This is a genomic window from Echinicola shivajiensis (genome assembly GCF_018642165.1).
In the GTDB taxonomy this organism is placed as follows: domain Bacteria; phylum Bacteroidota; class Bacteroidia; order Cytophagales; family Cyclobacteriaceae; genus Echinicola; species Echinicola shivajiensis.
On the sequence record NZ_JAHHZM010000002.1, the window covers coordinates 451,631 to 465,803 of the forward strand.

Sequence of the window (14,173 nt, forward strand, 5' to 3'; positions counted from 1 at the left end):
ATGAAACAGTTTTTATGGATAATTTTTAGCGCTGCAATGGCAGGAGCAATAAGTTCTTGCGGGTCAGAGGCAACTACACAGTCAAATCAACCCTCAGCAGTTGCTGTAAAAGCAGCAAAAGTTAAAAGTGAGCATGTAACTGGCCTTGACGAGTATCCAGGTACTGTTGTGCCTTTGAATGAAATTCAAATCAGGCCTCAAGTAAGTGGATATATTACAAAGATTTTTGTGAAGGATGGTCAGCAGGTCACCAAAGGACAAGCATTGTATGAAATAGATAGAAGCAAGTACCAGGCAGCTTATGAGCAAGCAAAAGCCAATTTGAAGAGTGCCAATGCCCATCTTGAGCGTGTGAAAAAAGACTTGGAAAGGTATAAGGTTTTAGACCAAAAAGAGGCAATTGCGAAACAGCAATTAGATTATGCGGAAACTGATATTCTGACTGCCGAATCACAGGTAGCATCTGCTGAAGCACAGGTGAAGAGCACGGAAACAGATTATAATTATTCTGTTATCAGGGCTCCTTTTTCTGGGACCATTGGGATTTCCCAAGTGCGTCTAGGGGCTCAGGTTAGTCCAGGGCAAACCTTATTGAATTCACTTTCTTCAGATGATCCGGTTTTGGTTGATTTTGTGATCAATGAAAAGGATATCAGAAGATTTACTAAAATGATGAAGTCTGAAAATCTTGCAGATTCTGCTTTCACTATCAAATTCGGGAAAAATGATGTTTATCCCTATCCAGGAAAGCTCACGACCATCGATAGGGCTGTGGGCAGACAATCAGGAACAATCAATTTACGCGTGGAATTTCCTAATCCGGAAAAGGAATTGATAGCAGGGATGACCATTAATCTTCAAGTGTTGAATCAGGATATTGGTGAACAGATTACCATTCCTTTTAAGGCTGTTACTGAGCAAATGGGAGAGTACTTTGTATATGTCATTGATGAAGAAAGTACTGTTCATCAGCAAAATGTATTGTTAGGTACAAAATTCGGGGCAGATATTGTCATTAGAGAGGGTGTCAAACCTGGACAACAAATAGTGGTGGAAGGAATTCAAAAGTTGCGTGAAGGGGCAAAAGTAAGAATAGAAGCTGGCCAAGCAAGCAAATAAACGCTTAAAGCAGAAAATTTTATGATATCAGAAGTTTTTATTAAACGCCCGGTGATGGCGATGGTGATCTCTATAGTCATTTTGTTAGTGGGAGCCATAGCTATCGTAAATCTACCGGTGACACAGTATCCTGATATTACCCCACCGGTAGTGTCAGTATCAGCAAATTATACAGGGGCAGATGCCCAGACAGTTGAGCAAACAGTGGCCACGCCTATTGAAACCCAAATCAATGGTACACCTGGTATGGCCTATATCAGCAGTAATAATACCAGTACTGGTCAGATGAACATGAACGTTACCTTTGATGTAGGTACTGATATTGATATTGCCACGCTGGATGTGCAGAACAGGGTGAGCATTGCAGAACCCACGTTACCTGAAGCAGTAAAACGCCTTGGCGTGGTCGTGAGAAAGCGAAATCCAAGTATCATGATGGTGATCAGTATGTATTCTCCAAATGGTACACATGATACCAAGTTCCTTTCCAACTATACGAATATATTTATTAAGGATGCCCTTTTGAGGGTAAAAGGAGTAGGGGATATCCGTGCCATTGGGCAGGATTTCAGTATGCGTGTTTGGCTAAAGCCTGATAAGTTGGCGCAATATAATATTTCTTCGAAGGAAGTTTCTGCAGCCATACAGGAACAAAATTTACAAGTAGCGGCAGGAACAGTTGGTGGGATGCCTCAAATAGAAACGCAAACATTTGAATATCCAATAACTGTAAATGGGAAGTTGGAAAGAAAAGAAGAGTTTGAGGATATAGTGGTGAGAACAAATCCTGAAGATGGAACTTTGGTTTATCTAAAGGATATTGCCAGAATTGAATTTGGCGAATTTGATTATGGTAGGTTTTCATTGGTAAATGGGGAGCCTGCTGCGATTCTTTTGGTTTATCAAGCCCCAGGAAGTAATGCCATTGAAACTGCTGAAGGCATTTATAATGCACTGGATGAAATGAAGGCTTCCTTTCCTGCTGATATGGATTATGTGGTGCCTTTTGAATCCGTTTCAGTGGTTCAGGTGTCCATTGACGAAGTGTTACATACTTTGGTAGAAGCCCTGATACTGGTCATCATTGTTGTATTCCTCTTCTTACAAAACTGGAGAGCAACCCTCATTCCGATATTGGCCATTCCGGTTTCTATTGTGGGAACTTTTGTGTTTTTCATTCCATTAGGCTTTACCGTGAACACCTTGACCATGTTCGGTTTTGTCTTGGCCATTGGTATTGTAGTGGATGATGCCATTGTGGTGGTGGAAGCGGCACAGCATTATCTTGATACTCAGCGGATATCAGCTAAGGAAGCTACCATGAAGGCAATGAAGGATATTACTGCACCGGTAATTGCCATTGCATTGATCTTGGCGGCAGTATTTATTCCTGTTGGATTTATCCCTGGAATTGTGGGCAGGATGTACCAGCAGTTTGCCATTACGATTGCGATTTCAGTGTTGCTATCAGCATTTGTAGCATTGACCTTGACTCCTGCATTATGTAGTTTATTGCTTAAACCTTCAGAGATCAGCAAGGACTCCAAAGGTTTGAATAAGTTCTTTTACAGGTTTAATACTTGGTTTGAGAGGGTTACAGCGTCTTACGGGGCAGGAGTGAAGAAAAGCATCAAAGCTGCTCCATTGGTACTTATCCTATTGGCTTGTCTCTATGCAGGTACTTTCGGACTTTTCCAATCAAAGCCAACAGGCTTTTTGCCTACTGAAGATGAGGGAAGGTTATTTGTTTCTCTGGAATTACCTGAGAGTTCATCAACTTCAAGGACTAGGGCCATTATGGAGCAGATGTCCGAGATGATTACCTCAACCGATGGGATTAAAAATGTAACGGGTATTGGCGGGCTGAATGCTATTAATTTCTCCTTTAAGTCCAATAGTGGTACTTTCTTTATCCAAATGGATCCATGGGAAGAAAGAAAAGATCCTTCGCAACAACTCTTTGGTTTGATCGGACAGCTGAACCAGAAGTTTTCAGCAATCCAAGAAGCCAATATAGTGGTGGTGCCGCCTCCTGCAATCCCAGGTTTGGGGCAAACTGGTGGGTTCAGTTTTATGTTGGAACAACGTGCCGGAGGGAATGTTAAAGAATTTGAACAAGTACTTGGTCAGTTTTTGGGAGCAGCTAACCAGAGACCTGAAATAGCTATGGCTTACAGTTTCTTTACTGCCAAAACGCCAGGTTATCATATCAACGTTGATAGGGAAAAGGCTAAGAAACTAGGTGTGGCAATATCAGATGTTTTTTCAACCATGTCCACTTATATGGGAAGTTCATACATTAATGATTTTACCAGATATGGTCGTAATTTCCGGGTGGTGGCTCAGGCTGATACTACTTACAGAATGGATATTGAGGATTTGGAACAATATTATGTGATGAACAGGAGGGGAGAATCTGTTCCGCTAGGAGCCTTGGTGGATTATGAGGTAGTTGAAAATGCATCAGTGATTAGTCACTATAACTTATTCAGGTCTACAGAAGTAAATGGTAATGCTGCACCAGGTTACAGTAGTGGACAGGCCTTGGCTGCATTAGAGGAAGTGGCTGAAGAAGTTCTACCTGCTGGATACGGTTATGATTTCTCAGGATTGAGTAGGGAGGAATTGTCATCAGGTAATACCACCATATTGATCTTTGCATTGTCTATTATTTTAGTATCTCTACTCTTGGCAGCCTTGTATGAAAGTTGGTCAGTACCATTTTCTATATTATTGGCACTTCCATTAGGGGCTTTTGGAGCAATATTGGCGCTTACTTTCTTGCCAAAGCTGGATAATAATGTTTACGCGCAGATTGGTTTAGTGACTTTGATTGGACTGGCAGCTAAAAATGCTATTTTGATCGTGGAGTTTGCAAAAGAACGGGTAGACATGGGGATGCCTTTATTGCCGGCCACCATTGAGGCTGTCAAGCTAAGGTTACGTCCTATTGTGATGACTTCTCTGGCCTTTATTTTAGGGGTGGTGCCTTTGGCCCTTTCAAATGGTGCTGGGGCTGTTGCTAGGCAGACTATAGGTTGGACAGTTATCGGGGGAATGTTGGCCGCTACCTTTTTGGCTATTTTTGTGGTACCTGTATTATATGTGGTGATTACGAAAATTGCATATGGAAAGAAAACCTTGAAGTCATTGGAAAAAAGGGAAGCCGTAAAAGTATAAAAACACTAAATTTTTAAATATAAATTAGCCTAAGGATCGGGGATCTTTAGGCTAATTTTTATATTTTTAATAAAAAAAATGATTTTTGAATACATAAATATGCATATTATTTTATATCTTTATTCAAGATTGAAATAAAGAAAGCCATATTAACAAATAGCAGATCGTTTTTGCTTTAACTCTGAAATAACAATTGGAAGATTCTGGAATAGATTTATCATTCCAGTATTTTTTATTTGAAAGGGGGACTTAAATGTGATGATAAAATAAGCGGCTGATAAAAAAAAATCTCCAAAGTCAAATAAAGAAATTATGGGGGAAATCATATCACATCATGGAATGGCAACAAATAAGAAACACTCAAAATTAGAGAAAAACCACTCCGATCACGACGAACTTTTGATAAAAGACGCGCTTTTCGTTCGTGATAAAGGTTGCCTAAGACGGGTAAAGTTTAAAAATATACTTTGGTTAAAAGGGGATGGGAATTATACCACTCTAGTGACCAAAGATAAGGTATATTCCCTCAGAAATATTCTGAAGGAATTTGAGGCTCTATTACCAGAAGATGAATTTGTGCGAATTCATAAATCTTATCTGGTTAGGTTAGACAAGATTACCACGATTTCACCAAAGGAAGTTACCATTGAAACCGAAAATGTACCTGTTGGTAGGACTTATTACCAAAAATTGATCCATGGAATCAATAAATTAGGTTCAGGTGCATAATCTCATTTTAGCTTTTGTGATGCCATAATAAACTACTGTCACCATAACTCAAGAACCTATAATCTTGAGACAGGGCTTCTTTGTAAATATTTTTCCAGCGATTTTTAGTGAAAGCAGCCACCAGTAGGATTAACGTAGATCCGGGCTGGTGGAAGTTGGTTAATAGACCATTACAAACTTTGAAACGGTATCCGGGCATAATGAATATTTCAGTGCTACCAGTAACTTCTTCTAAATTTTCATTTTCCATATAGTCCAAAATAGCCTTAAGACTTTCTTTTAGGCTAGCTTTTTTGGGGTGGTTTTGATATGGGTAAAGCTTGGGGATCAGGAATAGTTTGTCCTCCTCGTTTAATAATTTTACGCCAAACCAATAAATACTTTCAAGGGATCTCATGGAGGTTGTACCTACTGCAATGATATTGCCTTCATGTTCCAAGAGGTTTTTAATGTTTTCTTTTCTAACAACCACCTGTTCACTGTGCATGGGGTGATCTGTTACATTTTCATCTTTGATAGGTTGAAATGTGCCTGCACCTACATGCAGGGTTAAATATTCCTTTTTTATCCCTTTTTCAGAAAGTTGGTTTAAGATGTCGTCTGTAAAGTGAAGCCCAGCAGTTGGAGCAGCTACAGCTCCTTCTTTTTGGGAATAGACTGTTTGGTACCTAGGTTTGTCCTCGGATGTGGCTTTTCTGTTAAGATAAGGAGGTAAAGGGACTTCTCCAGAAGCCTCAACAATAGCTGCAAAGGGAATATGTTCTTTGTCCCAAGAAATTTGGACATGTCCGGATGCTCTGTCGGACAAAGCAGCAGATACTTTTACTTCTTTATCATTGATAATGGCTAGACCTTCAAGAACTTCATCATCTTTCCACTTTTTCAAATTACCAATCATGGCCTTCCAAGTAACTGGGCCTTCATGGATCATGACCTCGTTGATGACTTGATTTGGAGCAATAGGTTGTAGCAGGAATATTTCAATTTTAGCACCTGAGGCTCTTTTAAAAATGAGTCTGGCAGGAATAACTTTCGTGTTATTGAATACCATAAGGGAATTGCTGGGAAGAAGTCCAGGGAGATCAAAAAAACGATGATGTTCAATTTCTCCCTCCTCAAAATGGAGTAGTTTGGAATGGTCCCTTTTTTCGAGTGGGAATTTGGCAATTCTCTCGTCAGGTAGTTCGTATTGGTAATCAGATAATTTGATTTCAGGCCTGCTTTCCATAGGGAAAATAATATCAGTAGTTAGTATTCTTAATAAAGAACAAGGTAGAAATTTGTACAATTCCTTTAGTTTTGCCCTTTAGGAGTGCAAATATAATTGTTTAGAAATAGGAGAAGAAATAATCATGTCAAATACACTTAGGTTGGATGCTGCTTATAAAAAGCACCAATTGGATTTTCGTTTTGAAGCAGGGACTTCTAGGGGAGTACTCAAAAGAAAGGAAACTTATTTTGTTAGTGTGAGCAAAGCTGGAGAGCATGAGCAAAAGGGTTGGGGAGAAGCAGGGCCATTGCCTAAATTGAGTATTGATGATATTTCCAATTTTGAGGCGTTTTTATCCAATTATATTGAAGCATTGAAGGAAAACGACGTGCCTTGGTCTCAAGAAGGGATTCTTGATTTTTGCAAAAGTTTTATCTCTGATGAACATCCAAGTATCCGTTTTGCATTTGAGACAGCTATGCTTGATTTACTCAATGGAGCAAAGAAGAAAATACTTGAGAATCCTTTTTACTCCGAAAATAGAGCGATTGATATTAATGGCTTGATTTGGATGGGGAATGTTGACTTTATGTTAAGGCAAATTGAAGAAAAACTTAAGGCTGGTTTTTCATGCATAAAAATGAAAATAGGCGCAATAGATTTCGATCAGGAATTAGCGTTGTTGGCCCATATTCGGAAAAATTTCAGTGCGGATGAGATCGTTCTAAGAGTGGATGCCAATGGCGCATTTAGCCCTGAAGAGGCCTTGGCTAAGCTGGATCTTTTGGCGAAGTTTGATTTGCATAGTATTGAGCAACCCATTAAGGCTGGTCAAATAGATACGATGGCTTTACTCTGTGAACAAAGCCCATTGGATATAGCGCTAGATGAAGAGTTGATTGGTGTGAATAAGATAAGCGATAGGAAAAAGCTGTTGGAGCAAATAAAACCACCATTCATTATTTTAAAACCTACTTTAGTTGGAGGTATTAAAGATACCCAAGAATGGATCAATTTGGCTGATCAATTAGGGATTCAATGGTGGATGACTTCAGCTCTTGAAAGTAATATTGGTTTGAACGCTATAAGCCAGTTGACTTCCAGTTATAATACCGTATTGCCACAGGGACTTGGAACCGGGCAGCTATATCATAATAATATTCCCTCGCCATTGGAGGTTAAGGAAGGGAAAATATTCTATACTTCAAGTATAGCTTGGGGAAAGGTATAAAAAAAAAGCTGCTAATTAGAAGCAGCTTTCGGTAATGTCATTAAATGTTATATATATCTTATGATAATTTTACATTCACTGCATTAAGACCTTTTCTTCCTTCTTTAAGGTCGAAAGTAACGTCGTCATCTTCTTTGATTTCGTCTACTAATCCAGAGATATGAACGAAATACTCTTTAGAAGACTCATCGTCAATGATAAAGCCGAATCCTTTAGATTCATTAAAAAATTTAACTTTTCCTGTGTTCATGATAATAATAATAAATGATAATATTAATTGATTTGTTCCAAAGGTAACGATACTTTTGACATTATATACATGCAGCTAAATTTTTTTTTTGCTTTTTGGAAAATATTTAATATTTAGAACATGCGGATAATGTTTGGGTAAAAGCAATTTTTATTTTTAAAAACATTGATAGGTGTATGTTTTGTTCTGATTTTTTGAAGCGATTCTATAAATGAAAAAGCTGGATTGGTTTGGTTCAAGTTATTATTGGGTGATGTTTTGTTAAGTTTTGTTAAAAAATCTACAAAGTGTTTTTTTTGTTATTTGCTCGGAATCAGTTGTTTATGTCTACTTCGTTTAGCTTGGGAATTGGACTTATTTAAGAAGGTTATTCCATGACGTGCCGGATATTTCCTTCAGAAAGACTAGAAGTGTTTATACAATAAAGGGATGAATTACTATCACTTTTAGCAATTCATCCCTTAATATTTTAGAGCAATCCCGGTACTATCTCGCCATAAAGAAATAAACAGGTTTGTGGATCGTAATTTTGCTGTCTAATTGTTTTATGATGCCGGTTTTAGGATTGCGTTTAAAAACAAAGATATCATTGGTGTCTTGGTTGCCTGAAAACAGGTATTCACCATCTGGTGAGATGCCGAAATTTCTGGGGGTTTTTCCTCCTGAAGAAACAGTTTGAATCTTATCAAGCGTGCCGGTATTTTCATCGATTTTGAAGGCAGTAATTTCATTGGCATCACCACGATTAGAAGCATAAAGGAATTTGCCGTCTTGGGAAATTCGTATCTCTGCAGCTCCGAGTGCGCCATCAAAATCTTTAGGCACTAGGGGATAGGTATCTAAGTGGATGATTTTATTCTCTTCTAAATTATAATCGTAAAGCCCTACTTCAGAGGTCATTTCATGTATCAAATAAATTTTGTCACCTGCTTCATTAAATACCAAATGCCTTGGGCCCGAGCCTGGTTTAACCTCAAAATGAGAAGGATTGGATATGCTAAGTGGTTTTTCTTTTGATGGATCAAAATCATATATATTGACTTTATCGGTACCAAGGTCAGCCACGAAAACCTGTTTTCCATTTGGGTGAAAAACCAGGCTATGAACATGAGGACCTTCTTGGCGATCAGGGTTTACACCTTTGCCCGAATGACTAATGTCCTGAACAGGGGCTCCAAGGGAACCGTCTGAATTAATGGGCAGCACTGCAAGGTCACCACTACTATAGTTTCCGGCTAATATGTATTTTTCCGATGGATCTAGAGTTATATAGCAAGGACCACTACCAAGCGTTGGTTTTGTGCTAATTTTAATGAGTTTATTATTGGCTTGATCGTATTTAAAAGAGCAAACGCTTCCTCCTTCTTCGCCTCCCATTTCTTGGACAGAAAACAATAAGTCTTCTTTTTTGTTTGTAATGATAAATGATGGATTGTTGACATCCGATTGTAAAAGAAGAGAATCAAATTGTCCCGTGTCAGGATGGTAGCCGATTAAATGAATTCCTTGTTCTGGACTCGAAGTATAAGTGCCCAACCAAAATTTGATCATGGGAATGGTCTTTTCAGGGTTAGATATATTTTCGCTTTTTTCCTGTTTGCAGGAGAAAAGACTTATGATCATTAGAATGATTAATGGTTTAAAGAGAGTTTTCACAATACTTGGTTAAATTTATGGATGCCTGAAGGTAAATATAAATTATGAATGTGCATAGCATAGAACTTGTTCAGAAAAATTATAAATTTATAAGGGGCTTTTTGGTTGAGGCATACTTTTACAGAAATACGTTAAACTAATTCCATTACGATCAAATTATGCATCTGACAAAAAACGCTGAATGATTGATAAATTGGCGGAAAAAAGGCTCTTTTTTTGATTAAAATTTAAAAAAAAGTCGGTTTTTATGAATAATTTTCTGTATATTGCAGTGTTTTTGATCAAAATGTATTTGTACTAACTTGTTTTGATTAAGTTGTAATTTTAATAAAACATTACTTTAAACCATGTCAAATACCTACCAGACTGAGGTGGCCAAAAGGTTTACCATTTATAACAGTTTATTTCTTGATTTACCTTTCGATGATATATATCGCACAGGGACTTTGCTCCCGATATTGTCATCAGCCTGTCAAAAGGGCTTTGAAGAAGGTAAAACGCCAAAAGAGATTATTAACCAGTTTTTTGAGGGCATGATGTCTTCTCATTCGATTAAAGAGAAGCATAATTTGTTGTTCCAATTGGTTCAGTATGTGGAAAGACAGGTTGTATTGTTTGATTCAATTGAGGACGCTGCTTTTGAGAAGATCAATGACGTGAAAGGTCAGGGTACCATGAACGCATTGATTTCAAGAGCTGAAAGCGATAAAAAGAAAGAAGAGCTGATAGAAAAGTTAAGGACTTTCTCTATTAGACTTACTTTGACTGCTCACCCAACCCAGTTTTACCCTGGGAATGTACTAGCGATCATTACTGACCTGGAGACAGCTATCAGAAACAATGATTTAGGTAGTATAGATTCCTTATTGAGACAATTGGGGAAAACTGCATTTATCAACAGAGAGAAGCCTTCTCCCTATGAGGAAGCTGTCAGCCTTTGTTGGTTTTTAGAGCATGTATTTTATAAGAGTATTCCAGATATCCTAGCTCGAGTATTGAGAAAATTGGATATACCTCTACATGAATGGGACAACCCTGATTTGCTGAAAGTTGGATTCTGGCCAGGAGGCGATAGGGATGGGAATCCTTTTGTGACCCATCAAATTACCATGAGCGTAGCAGACAAGCTTCAGGAAACTATTTTGAAATGTCTATACAGAGACATTAGAAAAGTTAGAAGAAGATTGACTTTCCAAGGTGTTGAGCCATTGATGCTAGAAGCTGAGAGAGGAATTTACAAGACGCTTTTCAGTGGGGAAAAAATATTCAAATCCAAGGGAGAGCTTTTGGAAGTGTTGCTTAAAGCCCGTGATATCATCATTGAAAAGCATGATGGATTGTTCTTGGATCTTTTGGATGAGTATATCTTAAAAGTAAATGTCTTTGGTTTCTACTTTGCAAGTATGGACATGAGACAGGATAGTCGTAAGCATGAGGCCTTATGGAATGAAATTATTGAAGTAACTGAAGGAAAAGAGGCTTTGGAGACATATCTAAATGCTTCAGAGGAAGAAAAAATTCAGAAAATCTTAAACTTTAAAGAATTACCAAGTCCGCAAAGTCTTCAGGATGAGTTCCATCAGGAGATGCTGGAGAGTATAGCTTCAATCAGCTATGTGCAGGACAATAATGGTACTGAAGGTCTTCACAGATACATTATTTCCAACTGTCAGTCAGCACTGCATATCCTTCAGGTTTATCAGTTGAATAAACTGACACTTGCTCCAAAAGGAGAGCTTAAACTGGATATTGTTCCATTGTTTGAGACTATTGATGATTTGGCGGCAGCGCCTGGTATCATGGAGCAGCTATATACAAATCCCACATATTCTAAACACCTTAAGCTAAGAGGTGGTAAGCAGACTATCATGTTAGGTTTCTCTGATGGAACCAAGGATGGTGGGTATATCAGGGCTAACTGGTCTATCCTTAGAGCTAAAGAGGGCTTGACCTTAATGTCAAGAAAATATGATGTCAGCGTCATATTCTTCGATGGTAGAGGTGGGCCTCCAGCTAGAGGTGGTGGAAATATGCATAACTTCTATGCTTCACTGGGTGACCAGGTGGAGAATGAGGAAATTCAGGTAACCATTCAGGGACAAACTATTTCCGCTAACTATGGAAAGCCGGTTTCTTGTACCTATAATTTGGAGCAATTGCTTAGTGCTGGATTGGAAAATCATTTGTACCCCACTGTGGATAATAGATTGACCGAGGATCAAAAGGCCGTTATTGATGAAATGGCGGATATCAGTTATCAAGCTTATAAAGAGTTTAAGAGTCATCCACAGTTTGTTCCTTACTTGGAGAAAGTGACGCCTTTAAAATTCTTTGGTAAAACCAATATTGGATCTCGACCACTAAAAAGAAGCAAGGGAGAGGGGATGAAGTTTGAGGATCTTAGGGCCATTCCATTTGTGGGGTCTTGGGCTCAAATGAAGCAAAATATACCTGGTTTTTATGGGGTAGGTAAAGCCATTGAAGAAATGGAGAAAAGAGGAAAGAAAGATCAGGTTGTGAAACTTTATCAGGACTCTTTGTTCTTTAGGTCTTTGCTGGGTAACTCCATGCAGTCATTGGCTAAGTCGTTCTATCCAGCTACGGCTTATCTGAAAGATGATAAGACCTTCAGTGATTTCTGGGAATTAATGCATGAAGAATATCAAAGATCATTTGACAAAATCTTGGAAGTTTCTGGAATGACATCATTATTGGAAGATAATGAAGTAAGTAAGAAGTCCATTGAAATCCGTGAAAAGATTGTATTGCCATTGATCACTATTCAACAATATGCTATTCAGGAAATGCTTGAGGCTGGAAAGGAAAACGCCATATTGCAGAAATTGATATTGAGAACTATGTTTGGAATAATCAATGCAGCTAGAAACGCAGCTTAATTCCAAAATAAAATAATAGTAAAAAAATCCCCGGCATTAAAAACCGGGGATTTTTTTTATTTAAGGAATGATGTTAGCATCCAATGGTGAAGTTCTATGCTCTTGATCATAGCAATCAACATATCCTCTGTGGCTGAATCACCGAGTTCTGCTACATTTTCAGCACATTCATTCATGTTTTCTGCCAATATTTCAAAATCCTTTAAAACCTCCTTAACCATTTCATCGGATGGTAAATCTGTTCCCACCTCTTTGATCTCTGAATGTTCCAAGTATTCCCTGATTAAACTTAAAGGCGTCATACCAAATACTCGAATTCTCTCTGCTATCAAATCAATGTTTTCATAAGATTCCGTATATAGTTCTTCGAATTTGTCATGCAAATCAAAGAAGTCTCCACCTGTGACGTTCCAATGGAAATTCCTTAGTTTTTGGTAGTGGACGTGGTAGTTCGCTAAAAGTTTATTTAAGGAGTTTACTATCTTGTCTGATTCTTGTTTGTTAAAGCCTAATTTTTTGAATACTCTTTTTTCTGTCTGAATCATTTTTGGTTTTCTTTTTTAGTTCAAAATATAATTATTGGGTTTAATCCTGTTATTGGGTCCAATAACCTGTATCAATGATACATCAGTAATTACGATAAAAATCAACCGCAAAACTATCCTTATTAAAGCATATACTATGCCAAGAGGTACATATTAAAAGGATCTATGAACCAATCTGAATTTAGATCATGTAAATTCAAAAAATGGGAATAATCGTGTTTAGTAGTATAAAATCTATATTGACTTTATAATAATATTACTTTCCTAAATGGGGAGTTGTTTTTAATAGCTAGAAGTAAAAACCAAGTAGAAATAAAGGGAATCAGCTATGCTTAACTACTTGTGAAGAACTTGCCTCAAGCTTAATCGAAGGATTTCGCCCATATTCTTACATTCCAGAAATTCACTGGTTTTATAATGCTTGGATAAATCCTTCTTAAGGTTATCGATATTTTCTGGTGTGGAAATGGTGTCTCTTTCCATACTGTACAATATATCTTCAATTTCCTTGGTAGAGGTTTTTAACCTATGCGCTATCAAGGCCCTTTCCTCACGTTGGTATTGGGCCATGGATTCGGGAGTAATATGTTTGATCCCTAGCTGGATTAAGGTGTTGTTTTGTTTGAAATACTGCGGTAGATAAACTGATTTTTTGCCTTCGTAAGATTGCTGGTCAAAATCAATGGCCCTGATCCTATAATGGATTTCTTCAAAATCAGGGGTTACATCCACGACAAAATTAGATGAATGCATGTCACCCAATAAGCGAACAAAGCATCGCTCATTGAATTTTACAAATTCCTTGGATATACGGATGGGGTTAAGCAGCGGATCATGAATATGCTGGCGCATAAACTGCTCACCAGGTATTCCCGCAATATGTTCTTCCACAAGGGTGTCCTTATAGACCAGGTATCCCATCCTGTTAGGAGAGAGCAAGTGTTCAAGCTCTAAGCCATAAACCCTAGAAGCATCGGCCATTTTTACATAAAAATAATCAAAATTATCATTGATGCGGTTGACTATTCGGATCCTAAACGGCTGGGTATTTCCATAAGTGCAGATGTCTACACGATCCACATAAAGGTGTTGCATGACACTCATGTCTCCCTCAGCCTTTAAGATCGCATATATTTTCTTGAGGTTATAATGAATGTCTTCCCTGTCTTGCTCATTATAAAATACAGTTTCCCATAGGGTGTCATTCCCTTTGGAGTCATATAGGGAAATGGAGCTTACATAACGTAAAAGTTCCTTATAATGGATTGGAATGTCTATTTCCCTACCATATTTTATCAGGTACCTCCTAAGCCCCTTATTGATCGGGTAAATATGTTTTTTCCTTTCAATCACGCT

General features: G+C 38.0%; 10 protein-coding genes. 5 read left to right on the forward strand and 5 right to left on the reverse strand.

Features of this window, described 5'->3' with window-relative positions:
- The 3 genes from KMW37_RS06375 (at position 1) to KMW37_RS06385 (ending at position 5,028) form a co-directional block, all read left to right on the forward strand.
- Positions 1-1,119 carry an efflux RND transporter periplasmic adaptor subunit gene (locus tag KMW37_RS06375; protein ID WP_215223771.1) on the forward strand — a complete coding sequence of 373 codons (1,119 nt, stop codon included), beginning with the start codon at positions 1-3 and terminating at the stop codon, positions 1,117-1,119.
- Positions 1,120-1,140: 21 nt separating this feature from the next.
- Complete coding sequence (locus tag KMW37_RS06380; protein ID WP_215223772.1) at positions 1,141-4,299, forward strand: efflux RND transporter permease subunit; 3,159 nt, start codon at positions 1,141-1,143, stop codon at positions 4,297-4,299.
- A 312-nt stretch (positions 4,300-4,611) separates the two neighbouring features.
- On the forward strand, positions 4,612-5,028 hold the full coding sequence (locus KMW37_RS06385) for a LytR/AlgR family response regulator transcription factor (protein WP_215223773.1): 417 nt from the start codon (positions 4,612-4,614) through the stop codon (positions 5,026-5,028).
- Between the two features lie 7 nt (positions 5,029-5,035).
- Here the strand turns inward: KMW37_RS06385 and KMW37_RS06390 are convergent, their stop codons facing one another.
- Entirely contained in the window at positions 5,036-6,256 is a 1,221-nt protein-coding gene (locus KMW37_RS06390) for an S-adenosylmethionine:tRNA ribosyltransferase-isomerase (protein ID WP_215223892.1), read from the reverse strand.
- Between the two features lie 124 nt (positions 6,257-6,380).
- Between KMW37_RS06390 and KMW37_RS06395 the strand changes: the two genes are divergently transcribed.
- Positions 6,381-7,469 carry an o-succinylbenzoate synthase gene (locus tag KMW37_RS06395; protein ID WP_215223774.1) on the forward strand — a complete coding sequence of 363 codons (1,089 nt, stop codon included), beginning with the start codon at positions 6,381-6,383 and terminating at the stop codon, positions 7,467-7,469.
- Between the two features lie 58 nt (positions 7,470-7,527).
- On the opposite strand, the gene KMW37_RS06400 is transcribed toward KMW37_RS06395, so the two are convergent.
- Positions 7,528-7,719: a cold-shock protein gene (locus tag KMW37_RS06400; RefSeq protein WP_186756632.1), complete on the reverse strand. Its 192-nt coding sequence runs from the start codon at positions 7,717-7,719 to the stop codon at positions 7,528-7,530.
- Between the two features lie 486 nt (positions 7,720-8,205).
- The gene (locus KMW37_RS06405) at positions 8,206-9,342 is read right to left on the reverse strand and encodes a lactonase family protein (RefSeq protein WP_215223775.1); all 1,137 of its coding nucleotides are present in this window, start codon (positions 9,340-9,342) and stop codon (positions 8,206-8,208) included.
- A 380-nt stretch (positions 9,343-9,722) separates the two neighbouring features.
- On the opposite strand from KMW37_RS06405, the gene KMW37_RS06410 reads away from it, so the two are divergent.
- On the forward strand, positions 9,723-12,272 hold the full coding sequence (locus KMW37_RS06410; protein WP_215223776.1) for a phosphoenolpyruvate carboxylase: 2,550 nt from the start codon (positions 9,723-9,725) through the stop codon (positions 12,270-12,272).
- A gap of 56 nt (positions 12,273-12,328) precedes the next feature.
- Here KMW37_RS06410 and KMW37_RS06415 read toward each other — a convergent pair whose 3' ends face one another.
- A complete protein-coding gene (locus KMW37_RS06415) occupies positions 12,329-12,817 on the reverse strand; it encodes a Dps family protein (protein WP_215223777.1) in 489 nt (162 codons plus the stop codon).
- Positions 12,818-13,153: 336 nt separating this feature from the next.
- Positions 13,154-14,170, reverse strand: a complete 1,017-nt coding sequence (locus tag KMW37_RS06420) for a hypothetical protein (RefSeq protein ID WP_215223778.1) — start codon at positions 14,168-14,170, stop codon at positions 13,154-13,156.
- Positions 14,171-14,173: the final 3 nt, after the last annotated feature.

Bases quoted from the DNA above. Each gene is read 5' to 3' on its own strand.
- KMW37_RS06390 (WP_215223892.1), bottom strand. From the start codon at position 6,256: ATGGAAAGCAGGCCTGAAATCAAATTATCTGATTACCAATACGAACTA.
- KMW37_RS06415 (WP_215223777.1), bottom strand. From the start codon at position 12,817: ATGATTCAGACAGAAAAAAGAGTATTCAAAAAATTAGGCTTTAACAAA.
- KMW37_RS06375 (WP_215223771.1), top strand. From the start codon at position 1: ATGAAACAGTTTTTATGGATAATTTTTAGCGCTGCAATGGCAGGAGCA.
- KMW37_RS06405 (WP_215223775.1), bottom strand. From the start codon at position 9,342: ATGATCATAAGTCTTTTCTCCTGCAAACAGGAAAAAAGCGAAAATATA.
- KMW37_RS06380 (WP_215223772.1), top strand. From the start codon at position 1,141: ATGATATCAGAAGTTTTTATTAAACGCCCGGTGATGGCGATGGTGATC.
- KMW37_RS06400 (WP_186756632.1), bottom strand. From the start codon at position 7,719: ATGAACACAGGAAAAGTTAAATTTTTTAATGAATCTAAAGGATTCGGC.
- KMW37_RS06385 (WP_215223773.1), top strand. From the start codon at position 4,612: ATGGGGGAAATCATATCACATCATGGAATGGCAACAAATAAGAAACAC.
- KMW37_RS06395 (WP_215223774.1), top strand. From the start codon at position 6,381: ATGTCAAATACACTTAGGTTGGATGCTGCTTATAAAAAGCACCAATTG.
- KMW37_RS06410 (WP_215223776.1), top strand. From the start codon at position 9,723: ATGTCAAATACCTACCAGACTGAGGTGGCCAAAAGGTTTACCATTTAT.